We start from the raw sequence: 26,721 nt of genomic DNA on the forward strand, positions 1-26,721 counted from the left end.
GCTGCACCCCGCATGGGATTCAGGCCTGGATACCCGACGCCGGATTGATCATGCGACCCAGGCCAAGGTTGCGCAGGGCCAGCTGCAGGGTGCTGTGGATCACCTGCGGATTGTCGATGGTCATCACCTGGGCCAGCAGCTCCTTGGCCTTGCCCAGGCTGATCTGACGCAGCAGCCACTTGACCTTGGGCAGGTTGGTGGCGTTCATCGACAGGCTATCGAAGCCCATCGCCATCAACAGCACCGCCGCCGCCGGATCACCGGCCATTTCGCCACAGATACTCACCGGCTTGCCTTCGGCATGGGCGCCTTCGACCACCTTGCACAGCGCTTGCAGCACTGCCGGATGGAGAAAGTCGTAGAGCTCGGCGACGCGCGGATTGTTGCGGTCCACCGCCAGCAGGTACTGGGTCAGGTCGTTGGAGCCGACCGAGAGAAAGTCGACCTGACGCGCCAGCTCGCGCACCTGATAGACCGCTGCGGGGATCTCGATCATCACCCCAACCGGCGGCAGCGGGATGTCGACGCCCTCGTCGCGCACCTCGCCCCAGGAGCGGTGAATCAAGTGCAGCGCTTCTTCCAGCTCCTGAATCCCGGAAATCATCGGCAACAGGATGCGCAGGTTATCCAAGCCTTCACTGGCCTTGAGCATGGCGCGGGTCTGCACCAGGAAGATTTCCGGGTGGTCGAGGGTGACACGGATGCCGCGCCAACCGAGGAAGGGGTTTTCTTCCTTGATCGGGAAATAGCTCAGCGACTTGTCGCCACCGATATCCAGGCTGCGCATGGTTACCGGCAACGGATGGAAGGCGACCAGCTGCTCGCGATAAATGGCGAGCTGTTCCTTCTCGCTGGGAAAGCGCTCCTTGATCATGAAGGGCACTTCGGTACGGTACAGACCCACGCCCTCGGCGCCGCGCTCCTGAGCACGCTTCACATCGGCAAGCAGACCGGTATTGACCCACAGCGGCATGTGGTAACCGTCCAGCGTCTCGCACGGCAAGCCACGCAAGGCATCGAGGCCCTGGGTCAGCTGGCGTTCTTCCTCGACCACCTCGGCATACTGCTTGCGCAGGAGCTCGCTGGGGTTGGTGAACACCTCGCCATGGTAGCCATCGACGATCAGCTGGATGCCGTCGATCTTCGAATAGGGCAGATCGACCACCCCCATCACCGTGGGAATGCCCATGGCGCGGGCGAAGATCGCCACATGCGAGTTGCCCGAGCCCTGCACCGAAACCAGGCCGACCAGCTTGCCTTCCGGCACCTCACCGAGCATTGCCGGCGACAGCTCCTCGCTGACCAGGATGCAGTTGTCCGGGTAGACCAGGGTCTGCTGACGCGCCTGCTGCAGATAGGCGAGCAGGCGGCGGCCGAGGTCTTTGACGTCGCTGGCGCGCTCGCGCAGGTAGGCGTCGTCCATCAGCTCGAAACGATTGATGTGTTCGCCAATCACCTGGCGCAGTGCGCCCTGGGCCCACTGGCCGGTACGGATGACCTTGACCACCTCGTTACCCAGGGCGGCGTCTTCCAGCATCATCAGATAGACGTCGAACAGCGCACGCTCTTCCGGGCGCAGCTGGCTGGCCATCTTCGCCGACAGCGCACGCATGTCGCTGCGCACGCCTTCCAGGGCGTTGCTGAACAAGGTCAGCTCGGCGGCGATGTCGTCGACGGCTTTATCCGGCACCACTTCCAGATCGGCCGGCGGCAATACCACCACCGCCGTACCCACCGCCGCACCGGGCGAACCTGGCACGCCAACGAACTTGGCCACCTGGATACCCTTGCCTTGCCTGCCCAGGCCGCGGATCGAGCCGGTTGCCTCGGCGTGCGCAATAACCCCGGCGAGCTGGGCGCTCATGGTGACTAGAAAGGCTTCTTCGCCCTCGTCGAACTGGCGCCGCTCCTTTTGCTGGATAACCAGCACGCCCATCACCTTGCGATGGTGGATGATCGGCGAGCCAAGGAAGGAGGCATAGCGCTCCTCGCCGGTTTCGGCAAAGTAGCGGTAACGCGGGTGTTCGGAGGCGTTCTCCAGATTGAGCGGCTCCTCGCGGGTGCCGACCAGACCGACCAGGCCCTCGTTGGGCGCCATGCTGACCTTGCCGATGGAGCGCTTGTTCAGGCCATCGGTGGCCATCAGCACGAAGCGGTTGCTCTCCGGGTCGAGCAGATAGACCGAGCAGACCTGGCTGCCCATGGCCTCCTTGACCCGCTGCACAATGATGCCCAAGGCCGCCTTGAGGTCCTTGGCGGCATTAACTTCCTGGACGATCTTGCGCAGCGTATTGAGCATGGCTCGGCTCTAGTCCGTATCAGTCCCGCGCCAGCAGCCGCGGAGCGAGTTCCTTGAGGGCGCGACGATAGACCTCGCGCTTGAATGTGACCACCTGGCCCAACGGGTACCAGTAACTGACCCAGCGCCAGCCATCGAACTCGGGCTTGCCGGTCAGGTCCATGCGCACCCGCTGTTCGTCCGACGTCAGACGCAGCAGGAACCACTTCTGTTTCTGGCCGATGCACAGCGGTTGACTGTGGGTGCGAACCAGACGTTGAGGCAGACGATACCTCAACCAACCCCGAGTGCAGGCGAGAATTTTCACATCCTGCTGCTCCAGGCCGACTTCCTCGTTCAATTCGCGGTACAGCGCTTCTTCCGGTGACTCATAGTCGTTGATCCCGCCTTGCGGGAACTGCCAGGCGTCCTGGTTTATCCGACGCGCCCAGAGCACCTGGCCAACATCATTGGTCAGAATGATGCCGACATTGGGGCGAAAACCATCAGGATCGATCACGGCGCACAACCTCGTAAACGCATGGTTCGGCATTGTTCCACAAAGGTCGCGACAGCAGCAACGCAGGCACCCGAATGGGCAGCTCTTATAAAAGTCGTTATCCTGACGGCCCTTCTAGGTTTTGATGAAAGGTGTCCTGTGCGTCTGGCTTTATTCGATCTCGACAACACCCTGCTCGGCGGCGACAGCGATCACGCCTGGGGCGATTACCTGTGTGAGCGCGGCATTCTCGATGGCATCGCCTACAAGGCGCGCAACGACGAGTTCTACCAGGACTACCTGGCGGGCCGCCTGGATATCGCCGACTACCTGAATTTCAGCCTGACAATTCTCGGTCGTAGCGAGATGGCGCAACTCGAGCAGTGGCACCGCGAGTTCATGCGCGACTGCGTCGAACCGATGATCCTGGCCAAGGGCGAAGCCCTACTCGAGGAACACCGCGGCGCCGGCGACAAGCTGTTGATCATCACCGCCACCAACCGCTTCGTCACCGCGCCGATTGCCGCACGCTTGGGCGTCGACACCCTGCTGGCCACCGAATGTGAAATGGCCAACGGGCGCTACACCGGGCGCACCACCGACGTGCCCTGCTTCAAGGAGGGCAAGGTCACCAGGCTCAACCGCTGGCTGGCGGAAACCGGTTTCAGCCTGGCCGACAGCTACTTCTACAGCGACTCGATGAACGATCTGGCGCTGCTGGAGCAAGTCACCCACCCCGTAGCAGTCGACCCCGACCCGAACCTGCGCGCCGAAGCCGAAAAACGCGGCTGGCCGGTGATCTCGTTGCGCTAGAAAGCGCCTGTCCCTTGTAGGTTGCCCAAGAACAGGCCTGCCTCAGGCCCTTCTAGACCCTATGTTTAGGCGCAAGGTCTGCAGCCGTGCAGGGTGAAGACGCTTTTTTCATCCACCAACGACGATGGTGGATGAAAAAAGCGTCTCCACCTACACCGCTTCGTAGGAGCGGCCCATGACCGCGATAGGGCATGCCTGCAAAAGCATCGCGGGCATGGGCTAGGCGCCCCGCCGCTCCTACGAAGCATTGCGCATAAACGGATCTACATGAGTGCCTGCACCGTCAGGCGGGTTTGGCGCCCATCAGGCCCATGATCACCAGCAGCAACAGGACGATCAGCCCGGCATACGCGGCGGTAAAGCCCAGCAGGCGACTAGAGGCTGGCGTGTCACCCAGTGCCTGCCAGGCGGCCAGGCGACCGGCAAGCAACAGGCCGAAGAGCATCATCACCGCGAACAGGATGCTGCCGCCCAGCAACCAGGTCTGCCCCAGCGGCCAACCGCGCAGATTCACCAGCCCCCAACCACTGACCGGCAAGCTCAGTGCCAGCAAGCCCAGCAGCGGCAGGCTGATCATGCGAGTGCGCCGCAGCTTGCGTTGCAAGATGACCGTATCGCCGCCACGCCGGGCCTTCCACAGCATGAAGACATGGGCCAGCACGCCAAGCAGTAGCAGGATGGCGGGCAGGCTGTGAGCGATTCGCAGAAGCAGGTATGGATCCATGAGGCGGTTGTTCCCTGTCGGATGACCGACGCAATAAGTGGTTAAGCAATGTCGTGTACGCCGGTCGGGCGAGGCTGATGGCAACGCCACCCGATCGCACGCAGGAATGTCTCGCCGGTCGGTTAACCCAGAAAGAGGGTGTACGCCGGGTTTTCACTTTCGTCCCAGTATGGATAGCCGATCGCGTCCAGCGCCGCCGGCACCAGATGGCGCTCGGCCTCTGGCACTTGCAGGCCAGCGACCACCCGCCCATCGGCGGCGCCGTGGTTGCGGTAGTGGAACATCGAGATGTTCCAGCGCCCACCGAGTTTCTGCAGGAAGTTGAACAGCGCGCCCGGCCGCTCGGGGAACTCGAAGCGCAGCACCACCTCGTCGCGCACCCGCGCCGCATGACCGCCGACCATATGGCGGATGTGCAGTTTGGCCAGCTCGTTATCGGTCAGGTCCACCACCGGGAAGCCCTGGCCTCGCAGGCTTTCCACCAAGGCGGCGCGCGGGTCGGTTTCCGGGTGGGTCTGCACGCCGACGAAGATGTGCGCTTCCTTGTCGCTGTGGTAGCGGTAGTTGAACTCGGTGATCTGGCGTTTACCGATCGCCTCGCAGAAGGCCTTGAAGCTGCCCGGCTGCTCGGGGATGGTCACGGCGATGATCGCCTCGCGCTTCTCGCCCAGTTCGGCGCGCTCGGCAACGTGGCGCAGGCGGTCGAAGTTGACGTTGGCGCCGGAGTCGATGCCGACCAATACCTTGCCAGTGCAGCCTTCGCGTTCGATGTACTTCTTGATCCCGGCGACGCTCAGGGCGCCAGCCGGCTCGGTGATCGAGCGAGTGTCGTCGTAGATGTCCTTGATCGCCGCGCAGATCTCGTCGGTGCTGACGGTGATCACCTCGTCGACATGGTGCCGGCAGATATCGAAGGTGTGCTGACCGATCTGCGCCACCGCGACACCGTCGGCGAACAGCCCGACCTGTGGCAGCACCACACGCTCGCCAGCGGCCATGGCCGCCTGCAAACAGTTGGAGTCATCCGGCTCGACGCCGATCACCCGGATGTCGGGCCGCAGGTATTTGACGTAGGCGGCGATGCCCGCGATCAGCCCGCCGCCGCCGACCGGCACGAAGATCGCGTCCAGTTGCCCCGGCTGCTGACGGAGGATCTCCATGGCCACGGTGCCCTGGCCGGCAATGGTGTGCGGATCGTCATAGGGGTGGATATAGATGTAGCCCTTCTCGTCCACCAGCTTCAACGAATAGGCCAGCGCCTCGGGAAAGCTGTCGCCGTGCAGCAGCACCTTGCCGCCGCGCGAGCGCACGCCCTGGACCTTGATCTCCGGCGTGGTCTTGGGCATCACGATGGTCGCCTTGACCCCCAGCACCTTGGCCGCCAGGGCCAGGCCCTGGGCATGATTGCCAGCGGAGGCGGTAACCACCCCGCGCGCACGTTCCTCGACCGAGAGCTGCGCCAGCTTGTTGTAGGCGCCGCGAATCTTGAACGAGTACACCGGCTGCAGGTCTTCGCGCTTGAGCAGAATCTGGTTGCCCAGACGCTCGGACAATTGGTTGGCGGCGTGCAGCGGAGTTTCCACCGCGACGTCGTAGACGCGCGAGGTGAGGATCATCTTGACGTACTGTTCGAGCATGGCGTTATCGCAGGCGGCTTTCGAGGGAGTCAGCGAGTCTACCCCAGGCTCGCGCCGAACGACCATACGCAGCCCGGGGTTTTGCCGGACTGGCGGCGAAGGCATGGGCGCAGCCGGGCGACGATCCGCATCAATCGCGCGGTATGCATGCCGAATGAGTTCGCGAACGCGGACACGGACTCAAGGTTCCAGGCCAATGCCGCGCAGAATCACACTGGTCACCGTCTGCACCGCCCGCTCGAACTGCAGGTCGGACAGCGGCTGATGCTCGTTGAGCACCCCGACCTGATGGCTGAAGTCGGCGTAATGCTGGGTCGAGGCCCAGATCATGTAGAGCAGTGCCGACGGCTCCACCGCCAGGATGCGCCGGTCGTCCACCCACTGGCGAATCTTCGCCTCCTTCATCTTCGCCCAGCTGTACAGGCTGTCATCCAGGGTCGCGCCGAGCATGGGGGCGCCGTGGATGATCTCGTCGGCCCAGACCTTGGAACCATGCGCGCGGGTGCGAGAGTGGTTCATCTTGGCGCGGATATAGGTACTGAGCACCACGCGCGGATCGTCGTACATCTCGAAGCACAGCGCGTCCTGCTTCCACAACTCGAGCAGGCCGAGCAGCACCGCGCGATAGAGGTCGTCCTTGGTGCTGAAGTAGTAATGCAGGTTGGATCGCGGCAGCCCGACCTGTCCGGCGATGTCGCCCATGGCAGTGCCGCCATAGCCCTTCTCCGCGAAGACTTGTTCGGCGGCCAGAAGGATTTTGTCGACATTGCGTCGCCGTATCTCGCTCTTGTGATTGCCCATGCTCGGTCCATTGCGGCGGAATTGGCCAAGGCTACCACCCACGTCCATCCCGGGCGACGGAAAGCCTTGGGCTTGGCGCGCGGCATCGCTATAATCGCCGGGTTTCACACGATCGGCACAGCCCGGTCGCTCCCGCCACCTGTCCGAGGGGCGCTGCAGCAAACCCTGTCGACCCAGGGTTTTGTCAGGCTCGGATGGGGCGTTAACCATACGCACCAACGGCGCCCATTCGACACAAACGAATGGAGAACTCATTTATGAGCGCTGTACTGACGCCTGCCGGTTTTACCGACTTCAAAGTCGCCGACATTTCCCTGGCCGCCTGGGGCCGCCGCGAAATCATCATCGCCGAATCGGAAATGCCAGCCCTGATGGGCATGCGCCGCAAGTATGCCGCCGAGCAACCGCTCAAGGGCGCGAAGATCATCGGCTGCATCCACATGACCATCCAGACCGCCGTGCTGATCGAGACCCTGATCGCCCTGGGCGCCGAAGTGCGCTGGTCGTCCTGCAACATCTTCTCCACCCAGGATCAGGCCGCAGCGGCCATCGCCGCCGCCGGCATTCCGGTATTCGCCTGGAAGGGCGAAACCGAAGCCGAATACGAGTGGTGCATCGAGCAGACCATCCTCGCTGGCGACACGCCGTGGGACGCCAACATGATCCTCGATGACGGCGGCGATCTGACCGAAATCCTGCATAACAAATACCCGGCGATGCTCGACCGGATGCATGGCGTCACCGAAGAAACCACTACCGGCGTGCACCGCCTGCTCGACATGCTCAAGGCCGGCACCCTGAAAGTCCCGGCGATCAACGTCAACGACTCGGTGACCAAGAGCAAGAACGACAACAAGTACGGCTGCCGCCACAGCCTCAACGACGCGATCAAGCGCGGCACCGACCACCTGCTGTCCGGCAAGCAGGCGCTGGTGATCGGCTACGGCGACGTGGGCAAGGGTTCGTCGCAATCGCTGCGCCAGGAAGGCATGATCGTCAAGGTCTCTGAAATCGATCCGATCTGCGCCATGCAGGCCTGCATGGACGGCTTCGAACTGGTTTCACCGTTCAAGGACGGGATCAACGACGGCACTGCCGCCAGCATCGACGCGGCCCTGCTGGGCAAGATCGACCTGATCGTCACCACCACCGGCAACGTCAACGTCTGCGACGCCAATATGCTCACCGCCCTGAAGAAGCGCGCCGTGGTGTGCAATATCGGCCACTTCGACAATGAAATCGACACCGCTTTCATGCGCAAGAACTGGGCCTGGGAAGAAGTGAAGCCGCAGGTGCACAAGATCCACCGCACCGGCAAAGACCTCGATCCGCTCAACGACGACTACCTGATCCTGCTGGCCGAAGGCCGCCTGGTTAACCTGGGCAACGCCACCGGCCACCCGAGCCGGATCATGGACGGTTCCTTCGCCAACCAGGTGCTGGCGCAGATCTTCCTGTTCGGCCAGAAGTACGCCGAGCTGCCTGCCGCGCAGAAAGCCGAACGCCTGACCGTCGAAGTGCTGCCGAAGAAGCTCGACGAAGAAGTGGCACTGGAGATGGTCAAGGGCTTTGGCGGCGTGGTCACGCAACTGACCAAGCAGCAGGCCGAGTACATTGGCGTCACCCAGGAAGGCCCGTTCAAGCCGGACGCCTATCGCTATTGATGCGTAGGATGGGTCGGGCCGCGCAGGTTAGCCGCGCAGCGGCCTAACCCATCGAGAACCATGGTGGGTTACGCCTTCGGCTAACCCACCCTACGGAATTTTCTTATGTCTCAAGAACGCCGCTTCAGCTTCGAGTTCTTCCCTGCCAAGACCGAAGCCGGGCATGAAAAACTGTTGAACGTGGCACGCCAACTGGCGAGCTACAACCCGGATTTCTTCTCCTGCACTTACGGTGCTGGCGGCTCGACCCGCGACCGTACCCTGAATACCGTGCTGCAGCTGAATAACGAGGTCGGCGTGAGCACGGCGCCGCACCTGTCCTGCGTCGGCGATTCCAAGGCCGAACTGCGCGAACTGCTGCACCTGTACCAGAAGGCCGGGATCGAGCGCATCGTCGCCCTGCGCGGCGACCTGCCCTCCGGTATGGGCATGGCCAGCGGCGAGATGCGCTACGCCAACGAACTGGTCAGCTTCATCCGCGAAGAAACCGGCGACCACTTCCATATCGAAATCGCCGCCTACCCGGAGATGCATCCGCAGGCGCGCAATTTCGAGGACGACATCGCCAATTTCGTGCGCAAGGCCAAGGCCGGCGCCAGCAGTGCGATCACCCAGTACTTCTTCAACGCCGACAGCTACTTCTACTTCGTCGAGCGGGTGCGCAAGCTGGGCGTGGATATCCCGGTGGTACCGGGCATCATGCCGATCACCAACTACAGCAAGCTGGCACGTTTCTCCGATGCCTGCGGCGCCGAAATCCCGCGCTGGGTGCGCAAGCAGCTGGAGGCCTATGGCGATGACAGCGACAGCATCCGCGCCTTCGGCGAGCAAGTGATCAGCGAGATGTGCGAACGCCTGCTGCAAGGCGGCGCCCCGGGCCTGCACTTCTACAGCATGAACCTGGCAGCCCCCAGCCTGGCAATCTGGAACAACCTCAAGCTGCCGCGCTGATAACTGCGCCGGGCATTATGTGCGTCATGCCCCCTCCTGCCTGGTTGCAGGCGGGCCACATGGCGCTGCAGGTCACAGGCCCGCTACGGCGAGGCTTGCTGGCCGCAGCCTGTTAGGCTGATTGCCAACGCAGCCGTAAAGCGAACCCCGGCAGCAGCATCAAGCCGGGGCAAACGCTGCCGGACTGCCCGACCCCATCTTTTGACCGCGCCTCTGGCCCTATATGGTTTGAGCGGGATGACAACCTTGGAGCGCTAAATGACCACAAGAAAAACCACCAATGCCACAGTGACCCCCAAGGGCAGCCTGGAAACCCTGTCGCAGCGCGAGGTACAACAACTGCGCGAGACCGGCTCCGGTAGCGTTTACGCCTTGTTCCGCCAGTGCGCCTTGGCGATCCTCAATACCGGTTCGCACAGCGACAACGCCAAGACCATCCTGGAAGCCTACCCGGACTTCGAGATTCGCATTCTTCAGCAGGATCGCGGCATTCGTCTGGAGCTGCGCAACGCGCCGGCCGATGCTTTCGTCGACGGCGAAATGATCGCCAGCACCCGGGAAATGCTGTTCAGCGCCCTGCGCGATATCGTCTACACGCAGAGCGAACTGGAAAACAAGCGGGTGGATTTCAGCAGCTCAAAAGGCATCACCGACTACGTCTTTCACCTGCTGCGCAACGCCCGCACCCTGCGCGCCGGGGTGGAACCAAAAATAGTGGTGTGCTGGGGCGGCCATTCGATCAGCACCGAAGAATACAAATACACCAAGATCGTCGGCCACGAACTGGGCCTGCGCGGCCTGGATATCTGCACCGGTTGCGGCCCGGGCGTGATGAAGGGACCGATGAAAGGCGCAACCATCTCCCACGCCAAGCAGCGCAACGTCGACGGCCGCTACCTGGGGCTGACCGAGCCGGGCATCATCGCCGCCGAAGCACCCAACCCAATCGTCAATGAACTGGTGATCCTGCCCGATATCGAAAAGCGCCTCGAGGCGTTCGTCCGCGTCGGCCATGGCATCATCATCTTCCCCGGTGGCGCCGGCACCGCCGAAGAGCTGCTGTACTTCCTCGGCATCCTGATGCACCCGGCCAACAAAGACCTACCTTTCCCGCTGATCATGACCGGGCCGAAAAAAGCCGCGCCCTACATTGAGCAGCTGCATGAATTCATTGGCGCCACCCTCGGCCCTGAAGCGCAGCAACGCTGCAAAATCATCATCAATGATCCGAGCCAGGTGGCCCGGGAGATGGCACAAGGCATCAACGAGGTCACCCAGTACCGGCGTAAGCAGAATGACGCCTTCCACTTCAACTGGCTGCTGACGATCGACGAGAACTTCCAGCACCCCTTCGAACCCACCCACGAGAACATGGCCGGCCTCAAGCTGACCCGCAACCAGCCGGTGCATGAACTGGCAGCGCATTTGCGCCGCGCGTTCTCGGGCATTGTCGCCGGCAACGTCAAAGACCAGGGCATCCGCCGGATTGAACAGCATGGCCCCTACGAAATCACCGGCGACCAGGACATCATGCAGCCGTTGGATCGCCTGCTGCAGGCCTTTGTCGACCAGCATCGCATGAAGCTACCGGGCAACACGGCCTACGTGCCCTGCTACAAACTGGTGACCTGAACCGGTTTATCGCGCCCTCCCCGGAAGGCGCGATGTCCTTTTGTTTTGTGAACTAACCACCCAAATCAGACCGTTTGGCCACTTTTCAGCACCGTGTTGCCCGGGTAATCTGGCGCAATGCCATTATTCCACCGCCAATTAATCGCCGCGCTGCTGTTCGCCGGCCTGAGCCTCGCGGCCCAGGGCCAGACGCTGCGCATTGTCAGCGAAGCCTGGCCACCCTATATCCATGATGACAACGGCGTACTGCGCGGCCTCGATTACGAAACCGCGCAGATCGTCCTGCAACGACTGGGTGTCGAGGTCGAATGGCAACTGCTACCGTGGCGGCGCTGCCTGATGGCGCTGGAACAGGGCCAGGCCGACGGCATTCTGGACATCTTCCGCACCCCGGAGCGCGAAGCCTTGATGCTGTTTCCCAGCGAGCCGCTGTCGCAGATCGAATTCGTGCTGTTCTACGCCAAGGCCAATCCCCATCCATCTCAACGCCTGACGGATTTGCGCGGGCTGAAAATCGGCGTCTCCGCCGGCTACTGGTACAACAACCGGGACTTCCGTGAATCCACGCTGTTTACCCGCGAACCGGCCCCCAGTCACGCGGCCAACTTCGGCAAGCTGGTGCGCAAACGGGTCGACCTGGTGATCAACGACCGCCGCGGTGGACGCTTTATCCTGGCCCAGACCGGCCTGGATGAGCACATCCAGCATCATCCCCGGGTCATCAGTCGCGACAAGTTGTACCTGGGCCTGCGCCGCAATGCCGGGCTTGATCAACTGGCCCAGCGCTTCGCCAGTGAACTGCGCCGCTTCAAACATGAACCAGCCTATGCCGCCTTGAAAGCACGCTACAACAGCCCGGATCGGACCCGACTCGCAGTACAGCCCCCAGGCAAGACGGCAAACCATTAAGCAGGCGAACGCTGCGCAAGGGCATTGCTCTGTTATACTCGACCCTTCCCGCCAGGCTTGCGCCCGGATGCTAGTCACCAGAGACCAGCAGTACCGGACGGGATTGCACCCCCCAAGTGCGATTCAAGTCAGGTAATACACCCCATAGGGCCTCGCCCTCACTAGACAGGATTACTCATGTCCTTTGCCTCCCTCGGTCTCTCCGAGGCTTTAGTCCGCGCCATCGAGGCAGCGGGCTACACCCAGCCTACCCCGGTGCAACAGCGGGCCATTCCCGCCGTGTTGCAAGGCCGCGACCTGATGGTTGCCGCCCAAACAGGGACGGGTAAAACCGGCGGTTTCGCCCTGCCGATCCTGGAACTGCTGTTCCCCAACGGTCACCCCGATCGCGAGCACCGCCACGGCCCGAAACAACCCCGCGTACTGGTGCTCACCCCCACTCGCGAACTGGCCGCCCAGGTGCACCAGAGCTTCAAGGTCTATGCCCGTGACCTGAAATTCGTCAGCACCTGCATCTTCGGCGGTGTCGGCACGAACCCCCAGGTGCAAGCCATGGCCAAGGGCGTCGACGTCCTGGTGGCCTGCCCCGGCCGCCTGCTTGACCTGGTCGGCCAGCGTGCCGTGGATTTGTCCCACGTGGAAATCCTGGTCCTGGACGAAGCTGACCGCATGCTCGACATGGGCTTCGTGCATGACGTGAAGAAGGTCCTGGCACGCCTGCCCACAAAACGGCAGAACCTGCTGTTCTCGGCGACCTTCTCCAAAGACATCACCGACCTTGCCGGCAAGTTGCTGCACAACCCCGAGCGCATCGAGGTCACGCCGCCGAACACCACGGTCGAGCGCATCGAACAGCGCGTATACCGCCTGCAGGCCAGCCACAAGCGTGCCCTGCTCGCTCACCTGATCAGCGCCGGCGCCTGGGAACAGGTGCTGGTGTTCACCCGCACCAAGCACGGCGCCAATCGCTTGGCCGAGTACCTCGACAAGCATGGCCTGGCATCCGTGGCGATCCACGGCAACAAGAGCCAGAACGCTCGCACCAAAGCCCTGGCCGACTTCAAGGCCGGCGCCGTGCGGATCATGGTTGCCACCGATATCGCCGCCCGCGGCCTGGACATCGACCAACTGCCGCACGTGGTCAACTTCGAGCTGCCAAACATCGAGGAAGACTACGTTCACCGCATCGGCCGTACTGGTCGCGCCGGGCGTAGTGGCGAGGCGATCTCGCTGGTCGCTCCCGATGAAGAAAAACTGCTCAAGGGCATCGAGCGGATGACCAAGCAGAAAATCGCCGATGGCGACCTGCTCGGTTTCGACGCCAGCACGGTCGAGGCGGAGCGCCCGGAAGTGCGCGAGCCGCAGAAGCCGCGCCAACCCCGCGGTGCCAAGCCTGAAGGCGAACGCCACGGCGGCGGGCGCAAGGACAAGGGCAAGGACAGCGGCAAGGCCAAGCCCCAGGCCGCCCGTTCGCAGCAGCCGCGCAGCGCTCAACCCGGCCGCGCTGCGGCGCCGGCAGTACCCGCCCTGCCACCGGATCGGGCACCGGATGAGTTCCGCGACGACGAAATCGATAACTTTGGTAATCGGGCCGACTATGTCAGCCCGAACCAGAACAAGCAGCAGAACCGTGGCCGTCGGCCCGGTGCGCCTGCTTCGGGTCCTAACGCCAGCAATGCTGCTGGCCAAGCCCCACGCACACCCAGCAAAAACCCACGCAGCGGTGCAGGCGCCGGTACTGGCGCTACAGCCAACCAAGGCAAACGCCAGGGTTCGGGCGGTCAAGGACGCAATGCCTCCGGCCGCGCCCGTCCGCCGCGCGACTCGCGTGAAACCACCACCTCGCTCAACCGCGATGAACTGCCACGCAAAGAGGGTCCGGTAAAGAGCCCTAGTGACAAGCAGCCGGTGATCGTGCACAAAGGTTCGCGCAGCACTGAGCGCTTCCCGACGCCCGAGCAACTCGACCAGCTGCCAAGCAGTCGTCCGCGCGGCGAGAAGCCTGCCCTGCTGACGCGTAATCGCGAAAGCTAAGCAGCACGCTTAACGACAACGCCGACCTCAGGGTCGGCGTTGTCGTTTCTGCACCTGCAAAAACGCCGACCCTGAGGTCGGCGTTCTGGGGAAGCAGCGTGGCTGGCTTACTGGCGCACGCCTTCCACCGAGATGATCAGCTCAACTTCCGCGGAAGCCGGGCCAAGATCCTTCTCGATTTCGAAGTCTTTCAGCTTGAGCATGGTGCTGCCTGCAAAGCCGGCACGATAGCCGCCCCACGGGTCATCGCCCTGGCCAATGAACGTGGCGGCGATCACCACCGGCTTGGTCACGCCATTGAGGGTCAGGTTACCGGTGATATCGGCCGTACCTTCGCCCGTGGATTTAACCGCCGTGGACGCGAAGGTCGCAGTCGGGTGCTTGCCGACATTAAGGAAGTCGCCGCTGCGGATGTGCTTGTCGCGCTCGGCGTGGTTGGTGTCGACGCTCTGGGTGTTGAGCGTGACATTAACCTTGCTGGCTTCCGGGTTCTTGTCGTCGAAGCTGAAGCTGCCGTCGAAGTCCTTGAAGGTGCCGTACAGCCAGCTGTAACCCAGGTGGCTGATCTTGAAATTGACGAAAGCGTGCTGACCTTGCTTGTCGATGGCGTAATCGGCGGCCATGGCATGGCCAGCACTGAGCAGAGCGGAACCGAGAGCCAGGGCGGCGAGGGTTTTCTTCAACATGGGCAATCTCCTTATGAGGTTGAATAATTCGGCACGCGGGTCATTCCACGCACCAGAAAAGGTGTCAGCGACCAAACATGCGGGTCAGCGTGCGGTCACGGTCGATAAAGTGATGTTTCAGAGCGGCCAGTGCATGGATAGCGGCGAAAATCACCAGGGCCCAGCCAAGGTATTCATGCACCAGGCCGGCCACATCTTCCTGATCGGGAATGCTGGTGAGGGTCGCCGGCACCTCGAACCAGCCGAATACCTCGATACCCCGGCCATCGGCGGTAGAAATCAGGTAGCCGGCTAGCATCAACACGAACAATCCCAGATAGAGAAAGGTGTGACCGAACTTGGCGCCCAGTCGGGTTAGCCGACTGTGATTGGCCAGGCTGGCCGGCGCCGGGCTGAGCCAGCGCCAGAGCATGCGCCCGAGCATCACGGCGAACAGCAGGATGCCGATGCTCTTGTGCAGGTCCGGCGCGCTCTTGTACCAGCCACTGTAGTAATCCAGGCCGACCATCCAGTAGCCCAGCCCGAACAGGCCAAAGACCGCCAGCGCCACCAGCCAATGCAAGGCAATGCTGATCAAACCGTAATGGGAGGGGGTGTTACGCCACTGCATCGAGAAGGCTCCGCACAGAAAGTTCGCTAAAAAAATGATCCGGCAAGGGTAGCGGCAAATCTATCGATTAAAAGCGGAATTTTTCGCTTTGAAATATCGGGAAATACGATGATTAAACCAGGGATTTTATCCAACTCAGTTGGTACACAAGGCTCGCCGGAAGTTCAGGCAACGCCTACCGACGGCCTGCCAGAGCGGATGACCGGTGTCGCCGCGCTCGGCGAGCCGGCCGACTGTAGCGCACATGGGCAGGGAGGCATCTGATAGGCTTGCCGCAGATGATTGGGAGAGTGTTTCGATGAGCCTGAACGACCACTGGATGCAGCGCGACCTGAATGTGCTCTGGCATCCCTGCACGCAGATGAAAGATCACGAACAGCTGCCCCTGGTGCCGATCAAGCGCGGTGACGGGGTATGGCTGGAAGACTTTGACGGCAAGCGCTACATAGACGCGGTCAGCTCCTGGTGGGTCAACGTGTTCGGCCACGCCAACCCGCGGATCAACCAGCGCATCAAGGATCAGGTCGACCAACTGGAACACGTGATCCTCGCCGGCTTCAGCCACCAGCCGGTGATCGAACTGTCCGAGCGCCTGGTGAAGATGACGCCGGCCGGACTCGATCGGGTGTTCTATGCCGACAACGGCTCATCCTGCATCGAAGTCGCGCTGAAGATGAGCTTTCACTATTGGCTGAATGTCGGCCAGCCCGAGAAAAAGCGCTTCGTCACCCTGACCAACAGCTACCACGGCGAGACCATCGCAGCCATGTCGGTCGGCGATGTCGCGCTGTTCACCGACACCTACAAGGCGCTGCTGCTGGACACCATCAAGGTGCCCAGCCCGGACTGCTATTTGCGCCCCGACGGCATCAGTTGGGAAGCCCACTCGCGGGCCATGTTCGCCCATATGGAGCAGACCCTCGCCGAGCACGGCCATGAGGTGGCGGCGGTGATAGTCGAGCCGCTGATTCAGGGCGCCGGTGGCATGCGCATGTACCACCCGATCTACCTCAAGCTATTGCGCGAGGCCTGCGACCGCTATGGCGTGCACCTGATCCACGACGAGATCGCCGTCGGCTTCGGCCGCACCGGGACGATGTTCGCCTGCGAACAGGCCGGCATCCGCCCGGACTTCCTCTGCCTGTCCAAGGCCCTGACCGGTGGCTATCTGCCGCTGGCCGCCTGCCTGACCACCGACACCATTTACCAGGCGTTCTACGACGACTACACCAGCCTGCGCGCGTTCCTCCACTCGCACAGCTACACCGGCAACCCGCTGGCCTGCGCCGCGGCCCTGGCGACCCTGGATATCTTCGAGCAGGACAATGTCATCGAGGCCAACAAGAAGCTCGCCGCGCGCATGGCCAGCGCCACCGCGCACCTGGTCGATCACCCGCATGTCGCCGAAGTCCGCCAGACCGGCATGGCCCTGGCCATCGAGATGGTTCAGGACAAGGCGAGCAAGACCGCCTACCCGTGGCAGGAGCGGCGCGGCCTCAAGGTATACCAGCACGCCCTGCAACGCGGCGCCCTGCTGCGCCCGCTAGGCAGCGTGGTGTATTTCCTGCCGCCCTATGTGATCACTGAAGAGCAGATCGACTTCCTTGCCGAGGTCGCCACTGAAGGCATCGATCTGGCGACGCGCAACTCGGTCAGCGTAGCCGTGGGCAACACGCGCTACCCGGACTTTCGCGATCCGGGCTGAACGTGGCGCAGGGTTTATTACGCTTCACCCATCCACCCTGGCGACACTGCGGTGGATGGAAAGAGCGCCGGATAGCGGTGCGCACAGCGCAGCCTAGCGCTAGAATTTACGCCTTTGCCTCAGGTTCGCCCCTATGCGCCTTTCCCGCTTCTTTGTCGACGCCCCACTCGCTCTCGGTCAGCAAGAGCTGCCAGAAGCCCAGGCCCACTACATCGCCCGCGTACTGCGTCATACGGCTGGCGATGCCGTGCAACTGTTCGACGGCAGCGGCAACGAGTTTCTCGGCGAGCTGATCGAGGTCGGCAAAAAGAACGTGCGCGTCGAGTTGCGTGAAGTCTTCGCCGGTCTGGCCGAATCGCCGCTGCACATCCATCTGGGCCAGGGCCTGTCACGTGGCGAGCGCATGGACTGGGCGATCCAGAAGGCCTGCGAACTGGGGGCCAATGCCATCACCCCGATTGTCAGCGAGCGGTGCGAGGTGCGCCTGAAAGACGAGCGTGCCGACAAGCGCATGGCCCATTGGCGCCAGGTGGCAATCAGTGCCTGCGAGCAGTGCGGTCGCTCGCTGATTCCGGTCATCCACCCACCGCTCGGCCTGGCCGACTGGCTCGGCCTGGTCGAGGCGGACTTGAAGCTGGTGCTGCACCCGGTTGCCGAGCCGCTGGCCAGCCACGGCAAACCGCAGTCGTTGGCCTTTCTAATCGGCCCGGAAGGCGGTTTGGCGGATGCTGAAGTGACGCACGCTAAAAATGCCGGTTTCCACGCCGCACGCCTGGGGCCGCGGGTACTGCGCACGGAAACCGCACCGGTGGTGGCGCTCAGCGTGGCGCAGCAATTGTGGGGAGATTTCTAAAAGACGCGAGGGTGGGCCGGGCGGCGATCCCTCAGATCAACCCGGCATCCGCCAGTTTCTGCTCCAGGCCAATCAGGTCGGGAATCTTCAGCACATTCTCGCCAATGACCACCGCATCCAGCTCCAGAGGCGACAGCGGCACGTCGGCACGCAGCAGCTCGGTACCGACCTTTATCGAACGCGGAATGCCCTGGACCAACAGGGCGATGAACTTGACCTTGGCGCGCCCGCCGAGGGCGTTGATGATCGCCACGCGCGCAGTGGAACCGACCTGCGCCTGGCCGTCGGAGGCCGCCTCGAACGACAACAGCGGCAAACTCAAGTCACGCCAGCTAACCTGACCGAGAAACCAGGCCGGCATGCCGGCACTGACTTGCGGTGCGCGATAGGCAACCAGCTCGGCGACTGCCACGTTAGGCAGCAACAGGGTGCGATCGGCCAGTGGCACCTGCAGCGCAGTCAGGCTGTTGACGGTATTCGGGGTGGCGACTACTTGGCTCATGAAAAGGCTATGCCCCAGTGATCTGTTGTATGGGTTGAAGCGCTTCGGGTTCACTGCACTGCTCGGCCAGATGATTGACCAGCCCTGCGGCCAGCTCCCGCGGGTCGCCGCTGAAGCTGCTGTATCCGCCCTCGCGCAGGCTGTCCGGCATGCTCGGGCAGACGCAAGTATCGGCACGCTGAGTCCAAATGGCGCCACCTTGGCGCCGCACATAGGCCGCTGCGGCGCTGCCATCGCTGCCCATGCCACTGAACGCAATGACACCGCAAAGCCCGGCATAATGCTTAGCCAGATTGAGCATCATCTGATCGATCGACGGACTGTAGGGTTCCGGCCAGGCACGCTCGCTGATGTGCATGGTTCCTTCATCACTGAAGCCCAGCTCGCGACTGATCGGCACCACCACCACCTCGCCGCAGCGCACCGAATCGCCGTGACGCGCCGGATTGACACGCCATTGGCTATGGCGTCCGACCGCCTGCGGCAGCACCGACTCGAAACTGGGGTCGATATGCTGGGCATAGACAAACCCAACCGGCAAACCACCAGGCAAGGCGTCGAGGAAAGCCTTGATCGCTGCCGGGCCGCCGAGCGAAGCGGCCAGCAGCCAGACCTGCCGGGCCGGCTCACCGACCACCAGCGGCGTATCTGCGAGCACCTGTGGCAGATCCAGACGAGTTGGCCGCTGTGCCTCGGCCAGTAACGCCTGGAGACTGGGTCCTACCGCTTGCGATGGGTCGCCGATCAGCTTCTTCAACTTGCCAAACAGGCGTCGTTCCCAACGCGGGTAGTTTTCCGAATGCCGCTCCGGGGCATGCCCCTCGCCAAACAAGATCGGCACGCAGGCGCTTTCCATCAGGTTGTCGACCAGCGGAAAATCCTCGGACTGAGCCAGATCGACCAGCCACAGGTCGGTCTCGCAAGCCGTCAGCGTTGCTTCATCCAGGCGCGCCGGATCACTGTTTAGCACGACCTGATAGCCACTCCCGGTCAACGCCTGCTGCAGCACATGACGCTGCAGGGAGGTATCGGCAATGACCGCAATACGTGCCACGCTTTTCTCCGTCATGCGCGCGAGTCCGGGTGGCGCTCTACTGGGCGGCGATCCACCAACCTGGCAATGCTCTCGAGCAATAGCGACTCCTGGTAGGGTTTGCCGAGGTATTCGTTGACGCCAATCGCCAGCGCTCGCTCACGGTGCTTCGCACCGGTACGCGAAGTGATCATGATGATCGGCAGGTCTTTCAGATGCTCGTCGTGACGCACCAGCGTTGCCACTTCAAAACCGTCCATGCGCGGCATTTCGATGTCCAGCAACATGATGTCGGGCTTGTGCTCCTGCAGCTGGGAGATGGCGTCGACGCCGTCCTTGGCCGTCAATACGTTCATACCATTACGCTCAAGCAGACGACTGGTGACCTTGCGTACGGTGACCGAGTCATCCACCACCATGACCAGGGTCGGCCGATCCGCTTCAATTTCCGCGGCAGTCGCCGTGTGGCCAAGCATGCGCGGATGCAGTTGATTGAGCAGGTGCGCATGCAGCACGCGGATGGTTGCCAGCAGGTCGAGAATCACCACCACGCGACCGTCACCCAGAATAGTCGCGCCGGAAATTCCGTGTACCCCGGCGAACTGCGGCCCGAGGCTCTTCACCACAATCTCGCGGGAACCGGCCAGGGAATCGACTTGCACCGCCACCGCGTGCTCGCTCGAGCGTACCAGGATCACCGGCAAGGGCAGGCTCTGGCCGACCAGTTTGGGTTGCTGGCCGTTACTCAGCAGGTCACCGAGGTAACGCAACTCGTAGGCCTGACCGGCATACTCGAAACGAGGTGTCTCCGCCGCAGCCGAGCCACTCTGATCATAGAGCGCCTCCAGCTCGTAGGGGGAAATCCGCACGATGCCTTCGATGGTGTTCAGCGGGATGGCATAGAGGTCTTCGCCCGACAGCACCATCAGCGCGCGGTTGACCGACACGGTGAACGGCAGACGAATGGCAAAGCGCGTCCCTTCGCCCGGTGTCGAGTCGATGCTCATGGAGCCGCCGAGTTGCTTGACCTCGGAATGCACCACGTCCATGCCGACGCCACGCCCGGAAATCTGGGTGACCGCCTCGGCAGTGGAAAATCCAGCCTCAAGAATGAACTGGAGAATTTCGTGATCGGTCAGATCCGACCCTTGGTCCATCAGGCCACGTTCGATGGCCTTGCGCCGAACGGCATCGAGCTTGATCCCGCCGCCATCGTCACTGAGGGTCAAGACGATATCACCGCCCTCGCGCCCCAGATTCAGGCGGATAGTGCCCTGCTCCGGCTTGCCCGCGGCGCGGCGCACCGCCGCCGACTCGATGCCATGGTCGACGGCATTGCGCAACATATGCTCCAGCGGCGCGACAATACGTTCGAGCACGGTGCGGTCCATCTCGCCGTCGGCATTGCCGAGCACGAATTCGACCTGCTTGCCCAACTCACCAGCAACCTGACGGACAATCCGCCGCAGCCGCGGGACCAGTCGATCGAAGGGCACCATGCGGGTGCGCATCAAGCCTTCTTGTAGCTCGGTATTGACCCGCGCCTGTTGCAGCAGCAGAGTTTCCGCATCGCGGTTACGCATGGCCAGGGTTTCTTTCAGATCAAGCAAGTCGGAGGCCGACTCAAACAGGGCGCGTGAAAGCTGCTGCAACTGCGAATGGCGGTCCATTTCCAGCGGATCGAAATCCTCGTAACCGGCGCGCTCGGCCTCGGCCTGGTAACGACTGAGGATCTGCGCCTGGGTTTCGATGTCCAGACGGCGCAATTGGTCGCGCACACGGTCGATGGTCGCTTCCATCTCACTCAGGGTAAAACCAAAATCGCTGACCTGTTGCTCGACCCGACCGCGAAAGATCGAGGTCTCACCGGCCAGGTTAACCAGGCCTTCGAGCAGTTCCGCCGGCACCTTGACCAGCTCCTGCGGAGCACGTCGCGCGGCAGCTTCCTGCGCGGCTTCCTGCGCACGACGAACGAACGGCAGGACTTTCGCCACCAGCTCCCGCGCCGGCAGTTCGCTGGCCGCGACTATTGGCGCTAGCAGCCCGGGGACTTTTGCCGCCGTTGCCTCAACGCCAGCCGCATTGTCGTCCTCAGCAAAACTGGCTTGTAGACGCTGACGCAGTTGATCGAGTTCTTTCTGCAGCCCCTCGAAACCAGACTGCACATCGAGGAACAGGCTTTCCGGCCAAGGTGCACCTTGCAGCAGGGCCTCGCTCAGGTGTGCTTCAAGGTCATGGGTCAGGTTGCCCAGGCGATTCTGCCCGGCCAGCCGCGCGCCGCCCTTGAGGGTATGCAGGACGCGCAACATGTCATCGATAGCCGCGCCATCGTCGCGGCTCTGGTCCCAACGGCCCATGGCTGCTTCCATCGACTCCAACAGGTCGTCGGCCTCCTCCAGAAAGATGTCGAGGATGTCCGACTCGTCATCGTCCTGCCCCTGGTTTTCCGCGACTGCCTTGAGCTGTACGGCAGACGGTATGCTCAGTTGTTGCTCCGGGTTGGCGCGAAAATGCTTGATCGTCTCGATCAGCGCATCGCCATCGGGCACCGCGCGTTTGCCACGCACCGCATCGAGCATCTCGGCCAGGCGATCGTGGCAAGTCTGGAGCAGGTCGAACAGCTCCTGACTAGGACGCAGCCGACCATCACCGAGCCCTTCGTAAAGGAATTCGAGTTCATGGGCAAGATCGCCAATCTCGCGTACTTCCGCCATTCGTGCACCACCCTTGAGGGTGTGCAGATCGCGCTGCAGGGCTTCCAGTTCGAGGCTGTTGTCGACGTCATCCATCCAACGCAGCAGGGCCGCGCCAGAGCTGTCGATAATATCGAAACCCTCCTCGAGGAAGATGTCCACCAGCTCCTGATCGGGCTGATCCTCGAGTTGTGCTGCCGCGGGTATATCAGCATCGGTTACTGCAGGCACTGCGAGGCCCTGCGGCTCGGTCTCAGCAAGATCCTGCCCAGCGTCTGCCTCAAGGTCCGTCTCCAGACTCAGCTCGATTGCGTCCTCACTGTGCAGCGATGACGCCAGCACGTCTTCATCCTCAACCTCACGCTCGGCTTCGGCTTCGGCTTCGGCTTCGGCTTCGGCTTCGGCTTCGGCTTCGGCTTCGGCTTCGGCTTCGGCTTCGAGATCATCCTCGGCGGCCGTGGCCGCAGCTGACAAGCTCTGCGCGCCACCACCCTGACGGAAGCGACGAATCGCCTCGATCAGTTCGTGCGGCAGCTGCAACTCAGCCTGATTTTGTAGCTGCTCCAGCAACATGGCCAGGCAGTCGTGGCTTTGCTGCAGCAGAGCGACGAGCGCCGGGGAATGGCTGAAGCGCCGATCCACCAAGCCTTCGTACAAGGACTCCAGCTCATGGGCGAGGTCGCCAATCGGACGGATTTCGGCCATCCTTGCGCCACCCTTGAGGGTGTGCAAATCGCGCTGCAGGGACGACAGGGCGGCCTTGTTGTCCGGCTCGGCGCTCCAGCGCTGCAGCGCCTGACCAGCGCTTTCGAGGATATCCACGGCTTCCTCGAGAAATATCTCGACCATTTCCGCGTCGAGCACCTCATGACCGGGGAGCGCAGCAGCATGCTCAGGCATGCAGCCGGCGTCCTCATCGACCTGCAACTCGACTGCCGTCACTGTCTCGCCGTCGTTCTCCCGCGCCCAGGGCGTCTGCTCGATCGCCGCAGTAGCGGCATCCAACTCGACGGGTTCCTGACCCGCCTGACCTTCCGTGGACAACAGTGCCAGTGCGCGCGGATCCAGCGCTTCGCCGAGCAAAACCCGCAACGCCTCGACCCGCGCAGGCTCGGCGCTGACCTGGAGGCCGGCGGCGACCTGATCCATCATGTTGATCAGTGCTTCATGCGCCTGTTCCGCCTCGCTGAAGAAGCGTTCACTGACCGCCAGGCTGCCTTCTTCCACGGCACCATAGAGGTCGAGCAGGGCTTCACAGAGTTCATCGATCTGCGGCAATTCGGCCATTTCCGCGCCGCGCCCCAGGGTCGTCAACTCGTCCAGCAAGGCACTCAATTCCTGACGATCGGACGGGTGCTCGCGCCAGCGCCGCAGCAAAGCCTCGGCATCCAGCAGGATATCCATGCCCTCGGCGAGGAAAATGCCGATCAGCTGCGGATCGCGGGTTTCGCCCTGCCCGCTCTGGCGACTGCTTTGCGCGGCTTCGAGGCGATCCTGATGCAGTTTGTGCGCACGCTCGAGGAACTCCGGCGCACCGGGCAAAGGAGCCAGCGGCTGAGTTTCCAACTGCGCCAGGCCCAGACGGAACAGCTTCTCGGCAGCGCTAAATAATTCGGCTTCGGCCAGATCCATCGGGATCAGATTGCTTTTGAATTCCTTGAGCATTTTTTCCAGCGGTGCGGCTATCTCCGCCACCGGTAGAATCCCGGCCATGTAGGCACTGCCCTTGAGGGTGTGCAAGGCACGCTGCAGGTCGTCGGTGACGGGCTGTGGCAGTTCCTGGGCGCAATTGGCAAGAAAACCGACCAGGGTATCGAGGTGGGTTTCGGCTTCGTTGCGGAAAATCTCCAACAGCTGCGGATCGAGGGGCTCTCCATAGAGGGGCTCGCCATCGAGTACGTCGTCCTGCTCAGCGACTGTCGCAACAGCCTCGGTTTCACCTTCAGGCGGCGCTATAGGGACAGCCGGGGCATCGGCTTTCGCCAGGCTCTGCCCTTTCGCCAGCGCATGCGCGGTGGCGGCCAACAGGTCGACATCATCGCGCTGGCGCTGGGCCTTGGTGGCGAATTCTTCGACCAGGGCCGGCATCAGCGCGACCACGTCGGCCACCACCTGCAGCACGTCGGCTGCAGGCTGGATGCTGCGATCGAGCACCCGATTGAGCAGGTTCTCGATCGACCAGCCCAACTCGCCGATGACCAGCGCCCGAACCATGCGACCGCTGCCCTTGAGGGTGTGGAAGGCGCGGCGGATTTCGATCAAAGCTTCTTTGTTAGCCGGGTCGGCGCACCATTGCGGCAGAAACTCGCCGACGGTTTCCAGCACTTCGCCGGCTTCTTCGACGAAGACCTCCATCAATTCTTCATCGAACGACTCTTCATCGGCCGGCGGTGGCAGCAGACTCGGCGGCACATCGTGAGCCGGCGGATTGATCGCCTGCAGCGGCGCGGCCATGACATCGGCCAGCGACAGCGGCTTGTCGGCCTCGGGGGCGGGCTCAGCGACCGTCAGCGGCGCACTCGGCAGTTCAACCTCGGGCACGCCCAGCGATACCAGCTCGGCCTCATCCCAATGGCCAGGGCTGTCCAGCTCGTCCAGACTCGGCTCTTCCTGTTGTATCTCGTCCAACTGCATGGCATCGCTGCTGAAGGTAGCCAGTGGCTCTTCGCCGAGATCAAGGGCCGGCAACGCTTCGATTGCCGGCGACTCGAACTGCAGATCGAGCGCCAGTGGATCAGCTTCCAGCGGGGCAAGGCTGCAACCGTCATCGTCAAGTGGCTGCGGGGCCTCGACCATCGCAGTGCCGGGATCGCCGAGCTCGCCGCTCGGCTCCTCGAGCGGCGCGGGTTCGACCTGCGCCTCCGGTTCAAGAGCCTCGGCCTCGGCCGGCTCATCGACCAGTACGTCTAGGTCATGCAGAGGGTCGGCAAGCGGTGCGAAATCTTCTTGCCGTGGCTCGAGCGCATCGAGAATCGAAGGTTTTTCTTTCAGTGGATAGCCGAGACTTGCCAGGCTTTCCTCGGCCACATCGAGAATCAGGTCACCCTGACTGCCATGGTCTTCGGCCAGCCGCTCGAGGTAGTACTCGACGCTGGTGATGGCATCGGCCAAGGTGTCCAGGCTCTGCCAGTTCGGCACGGCCTTGCGCGCCAGCAGCTGTTCCTGAATATAGCGATTGCAGGCATTCAACAGATCCGCGGCTCGCGCCAGCGGAATCATGGCCAGGCCGCCACGCACCTGGGTCAGCAGCGCCGGCACACGCGCCAGGTGCTCGTGATTCCACTGCGAGGCAATGAATTCGATGATCGCGTCCTTGGCCTGTTCCAGGCCATTGCGCGCTTCCTTGATCACCAGCTGGTGAATCTGCGCCACGTCGGTGGTGGGCAGATGATTCTCTTCGCGAGAGCCGTCGGCAACCGGACCGACCATGCCGGCCAGGGTCGCTTCGACATATAACAGCGCACCGGCAACATCCATCAGCACTGCATCGCTCGGCGCCTGCCGGCCAAGGGCCAGGCCGTGCACCACGTCGATCTGATCGAGGATGACTTTGCGTGGCTGACCGAAACCCAGCACGGCCAAGGTGTCGGCAATCTGCTTGAGCGGTGCCAGCAGGCTATCCAGCTCGGCCACCTGATTGCGGTCACTGCGCACGAACAGGTCGAGGCTGTCCTTGACCCGCACCAGCTCCTCGCACAGCGCGCCGACTACCGAGCGCATGGCATCGCGATCCGGACCGGCCAGACGGGCACGCTCCTCATCGACGATATCGTTATCCGGTAACGCGTCGTCGAGACGGAACCGTTCCTTCAAGACCCTGATGCGCGGCGACTGCGCCGGTGCCTTGGCCACATAGAACAACAGATTCTTGCTCAACTCGTCGGAGGCAGGCTGGTTGATCCCGTCGGCGCCCTGTTCGAGCAGACGCTTGAGCTCTTTATCGACCTCGCGCAACAGGGTGCGTACCGACGGACTGTTGATCACGCCGCCGCTGGCCAGGCCCTCGACCAGACCCGAGGCGATCTGCCACAAGGGGCCTAGCGGCGCGTCTTTGCACAGCGTCTCAAGACGGCCGAAAACCCGCGCCATGTAACCCAGATTGGTTGGTAGATCCTGATTGCGAATGACCCCGACCAGGGCCACCTGCAGCATTTGCCGCAGTTTGCGCAGCAGCATTGGCAGTTCCGCGGTGCGCAGTTCGCCCAGGGACTCGGCAGACAAGGCTGGCGCGCGCACGGACATATCCGGGGAAAACAAACTGGTTTCCGAGAGTAGCTTTTCGCCACGGGCGGCACGCAGGTCGTTGAGCAGTGGCAACACCACCATCGGCAAATCGCGGCGGGCAGTCTGGATACGGTCGAGGTAGACCGGCAGCTGGAGAATGGCCTGCATCAGCACTTCCAGGGCTTCGCCCTGGTTGGCCACGCGACCTTCCATCAACGCCTGGGCCAGGTGCTCCATTTCTTCGGCGAGCAGCGCAGCGCCGTAGAACTCCACCATTTGCAGAGTGCCATGTACCTGGTGCACATAGGTCAGGCAGAAGCGCATGCGCGTTGAATCCTGCGGATTCTCGACGTACGCCTCCAAGGCTTGGCGCGCCTGTTTCAGGGTTTCCGCGATTTCGCCTTTGACCCATTCCAGGGCGACATAGTCGTGCCGATCCCCCATAGCCGCTCCACTCATAAACTTGGCTCTGC

At 62.7% G+C, this 26,721-nt stretch carries 18 protein-coding genes and 1 riboswitch; of the genes, 8 read left to right on the forward strand and 10 right to left on the reverse strand.

Translation table 11 applies throughout. The features are described 5' to 3' along the window. Positions 1-19: 19 nt before the first annotated feature. Both ptsP and B2D37_RS16430 read right to left on the reverse strand, forming a co-directional pair. Entirely contained in the window at positions 20-2,299 is a 2,280-nt protein-coding gene (ptsP, locus tag B2D37_RS16425; protein ID WP_079203694.1) for a phosphoenolpyruvate--protein phosphotransferase, read from the reverse strand. A gap of 19 nt (positions 2,300-2,318) precedes the next feature. Then, positions 2,319-2,798, reverse strand: coding sequence for an RNA pyrophosphohydrolase (locus B2D37_RS16430; protein WP_079203695.1), 480 nt, complete (start codon positions 2,796-2,798; stop codon positions 2,319-2,321). 138 nt (positions 2,799-2,936) lie between these two features. On the opposite strand from B2D37_RS16430, the gene B2D37_RS16435 reads away from it, so the two are divergent. Further along, complete coding sequence (locus B2D37_RS16435) at positions 2,937-3,590, forward strand: HAD family phosphatase (RefSeq protein WP_079203696.1); 654 nt, start codon at positions 2,937-2,939, stop codon at positions 3,588-3,590. A 283-nt stretch (positions 3,591-3,873) separates the two neighbouring features. Here B2D37_RS16435 and B2D37_RS16440 read toward each other — a convergent pair whose 3' ends face one another. From B2D37_RS16440 to B2D37_RS16450, 3 genes are all read right to left on the reverse strand, one after another. Next, positions 3,874-4,314, reverse strand: a complete 441-nt coding sequence (locus tag B2D37_RS16440; protein ID WP_079203697.1) for a DUF2269 family protein — start codon at positions 4,312-4,314, stop codon at positions 3,874-3,876. A gap of 122 nt (positions 4,315-4,436) precedes the next feature. Next, positions 4,437-5,951, reverse strand: coding sequence for a threonine ammonia-lyase, biosynthetic (gene ilvA, locus B2D37_RS16445; RefSeq protein WP_371915405.1), 1,515 nt, complete (start codon positions 5,949-5,951; stop codon positions 4,437-4,439). Positions 5,952-6,131: 180 nt separating this feature from the next. Next, complete coding sequence (locus B2D37_RS16450) at positions 6,132-6,752, reverse strand: TetR/AcrR family transcriptional regulator (protein ID WP_079203699.1); 621 nt, start codon at positions 6,750-6,752, stop codon at positions 6,132-6,134. Positions 6,753-6,891: 139 nt separating this feature from the next. Continuing rightward, positions 6,892-6,986, forward strand: a riboswitch (S-adenosyl-L-homocysteine riboswitch). 23 nt (positions 6,987-7,009) lie between these two features. Between B2D37_RS16450 and ahcY the strand changes: the two genes are divergently transcribed. The 5 genes from ahcY (at position 7,010) to B2D37_RS16475 (ending at position 13,942) form a co-directional block, all read left to right on the forward strand. After that, entirely contained in the window at positions 7,010-8,416 is a 1,407-nt protein-coding gene (ahcY, locus tag B2D37_RS16455) for an adenosylhomocysteinase (protein ID WP_079203700.1), read from the forward strand. 105 nt (positions 8,417-8,521) lie between these two features. Further along, the gene (gene metF, locus B2D37_RS16460) at positions 8,522-9,367 is read left to right on the forward strand and encodes a methylenetetrahydrofolate reductase [NAD(P)H] (protein ID WP_079203701.1); all 846 of its coding nucleotides are present in this window, start codon (positions 8,522-8,524) and stop codon (positions 9,365-9,367) included. Positions 9,368-9,625: 258 nt separating this feature from the next. Next, on the forward strand, positions 9,626-10,999 hold the full coding sequence (ppnN, locus tag B2D37_RS16465) for a nucleotide 5'-monophosphate nucleosidase PpnN (RefSeq protein ID WP_079203702.1): 1,374 nt from the start codon (positions 9,626-9,628) through the stop codon (positions 10,997-10,999). A gap of 117 nt (positions 11,000-11,116) precedes the next feature. Next, positions 11,117-11,908 carry an ABC transporter substrate-binding protein gene (locus B2D37_RS16470; protein ID WP_079203703.1) on the forward strand — a complete coding sequence of 264 codons (792 nt, stop codon included), beginning with the start codon at positions 11,117-11,119 and terminating at the stop codon, positions 11,906-11,908. A 177-nt stretch (positions 11,909-12,085) separates the two neighbouring features. Further along, complete coding sequence (locus B2D37_RS16475) at positions 12,086-13,942, forward strand: DEAD/DEAH box helicase (RefSeq protein ID WP_079203704.1); 1,857 nt, start codon at positions 12,086-12,088, stop codon at positions 13,940-13,942. Between the two features lie 107 nt (positions 13,943-14,049). Here B2D37_RS16475 and B2D37_RS16480 read toward each other — a convergent pair whose 3' ends face one another. Beyond that, a complete protein-coding gene (locus tag B2D37_RS16480) occupies positions 14,050-14,628 on the reverse strand; it encodes a YceI family protein (RefSeq protein ID WP_079203705.1) in 579 nt (192 codons plus the stop codon). 64 nt (positions 14,629-14,692) lie between these two features. Continuing rightward, complete coding sequence (locus B2D37_RS16485; RefSeq protein ID WP_079203706.1) at positions 14,693-15,238, reverse strand: cytochrome b; 546 nt, start codon at positions 15,236-15,238, stop codon at positions 14,693-14,695. 298 nt (positions 15,239-15,536) lie between these two features. On the opposite strand from B2D37_RS16485, the gene B2D37_RS16490 reads away from it, so the two are divergent. Both B2D37_RS16490 and B2D37_RS16495 read left to right on the forward strand, forming a co-directional pair. After that, complete coding sequence (locus B2D37_RS16490) at positions 15,537-16,943, forward strand: adenosylmethionine--8-amino-7-oxononanoate transaminase (RefSeq protein WP_079203707.1); 1,407 nt, start codon at positions 15,537-15,539, stop codon at positions 16,941-16,943. A gap of 133 nt (positions 16,944-17,076) precedes the next feature. Next, complete coding sequence (locus B2D37_RS16495; protein WP_079203708.1) at positions 17,077-17,796, forward strand: 16S rRNA (uracil(1498)-N(3))-methyltransferase; 720 nt, start codon at positions 17,077-17,079, stop codon at positions 17,794-17,796. 31 nt (positions 17,797-17,827) lie between these two features. Here the strand turns inward: B2D37_RS16495 and B2D37_RS16500 are convergent, their stop codons facing one another. From B2D37_RS16500 to B2D37_RS16510, 3 genes are read right to left on the reverse strand one after another with little or no spacing between them, the layout of a single operon-like run. Beyond that, positions 17,828-18,298 carry a chemotaxis protein CheW gene (locus B2D37_RS16500; RefSeq protein WP_079203709.1) on the reverse strand — a complete coding sequence of 157 codons (471 nt, stop codon included), beginning with the start codon at positions 18,296-18,298 and terminating at the stop codon, positions 17,828-17,830. 7 nt (positions 18,299-18,305) lie between these two features. Further along, positions 18,306-19,367, reverse strand: coding sequence for a chemotaxis protein CheB (locus B2D37_RS16505; protein WP_079203710.1), 1,062 nt, complete (start codon positions 19,365-19,367; stop codon positions 18,306-18,308). Then, the gene (locus B2D37_RS16510; RefSeq protein WP_079203711.1) at positions 19,364-26,692 is read right to left on the reverse strand and encodes an Hpt domain-containing protein; all 7,329 of its coding nucleotides are present in this window, start codon (positions 26,690-26,692) and stop codon (positions 19,364-19,366) included. Before B2D37_RS16510 ends, B2D37_RS16505 begins: the two co-directional genes overlap by 4 nt. Positions 26,693-26,721: the final 29 nt, after the last annotated feature.

This window comes from Pseudomonas sp. CC6-YY-74, assembly GCF_002025205.1.
GTDB lineage: Bacteria > Pseudomonadota > Gammaproteobacteria > Pseudomonadales > Pseudomonadaceae > Aquipseudomonas > Aquipseudomonas paeninsulae.

What these genes read in the sequence shown, in the direction of transcription:
- B2D37_RS16440 (WP_079203697.1), bottom strand. Translation starts at nt 4,314, where the DNA reads ATGGATCCATACCTGCTTCTGCGAATCGCTCACAGCCTGCCCGCCATC.
- ptsP (WP_079203694.1), bottom strand. Translation starts at nt 2,299, where the DNA reads ATGCTCAATACGCTGCGCAAGATCGTCCAGGAAGTTAATGCCGCCAAG.
- B2D37_RS16505 (WP_079203710.1), bottom strand. Translation starts at nt 19,367, where the DNA reads ATGACGGAGAAAAGCGTGGCACGTATTGCGGTCATTGCCGATACCTCC.
- B2D37_RS16510 (WP_079203711.1), bottom strand. Translation starts at nt 26,692, where the DNA reads ATGGGGGATCGGCACGACTATGTCGCCCTGGAATGGGTCAAAGGCGAA.
- B2D37_RS16495 (WP_079203708.1), top strand. Translation starts at nt 17,077, where the DNA reads ATGCGCCTTTCCCGCTTCTTTGTCGACGCCCCACTCGCTCTCGGTCAG.
- B2D37_RS16485 (WP_079203706.1), bottom strand. Translation starts at nt 15,238, where the DNA reads ATGCAGTGGCGTAACACCCCCTCCCATTACGGTTTGATCAGCATTGCC.
- B2D37_RS16475 (WP_079203704.1), top strand. Translation starts at nt 12,086, where the DNA reads ATGTCCTTTGCCTCCCTCGGTCTCTCCGAGGCTTTAGTCCGCGCCATC.
- ilvA (WP_371915405.1), bottom strand. Translation starts at nt 5,951, where the DNA reads ATGCTCGAACAGTACGTCAAGATGATCCTCACCTCGCGCGTCTACGAC.
- B2D37_RS16500 (WP_079203709.1), bottom strand. Translation starts at nt 18,298, where the DNA reads ATGAGCCAAGTAGTCGCCACCCCGAATACCGTCAACAGCCTGACTGCG.
- B2D37_RS16470 (WP_079203703.1), top strand. Translation starts at nt 11,117, where the DNA reads ATGCCATTATTCCACCGCCAATTAATCGCCGCGCTGCTGTTCGCCGGC.
- metF (WP_079203701.1), top strand. Translation starts at nt 8,522, where the DNA reads ATGTCTCAAGAACGCCGCTTCAGCTTCGAGTTCTTCCCTGCCAAGACC.
- ppnN (WP_079203702.1), top strand. Translation starts at nt 9,626, where the DNA reads ATGACCACAAGAAAAACCACCAATGCCACAGTGACCCCCAAGGGCAGC.
- B2D37_RS16480 (WP_079203705.1), bottom strand. Translation starts at nt 14,628, where the DNA reads ATGTTGAAGAAAACCCTCGCCGCCCTGGCTCTCGGTTCCGCTCTGCTC.
- B2D37_RS16490 (WP_079203707.1), top strand. Translation starts at nt 15,537, where the DNA reads ATGAGCCTGAACGACCACTGGATGCAGCGCGACCTGAATGTGCTCTGG.
- B2D37_RS16450 (WP_079203699.1), bottom strand. Translation starts at nt 6,752, where the DNA reads ATGGGCAATCACAAGAGCGAGATACGGCGACGCAATGTCGACAAAATC.
- ahcY (WP_079203700.1), top strand. Translation starts at nt 7,010, where the DNA reads ATGAGCGCTGTACTGACGCCTGCCGGTTTTACCGACTTCAAAGTCGCC.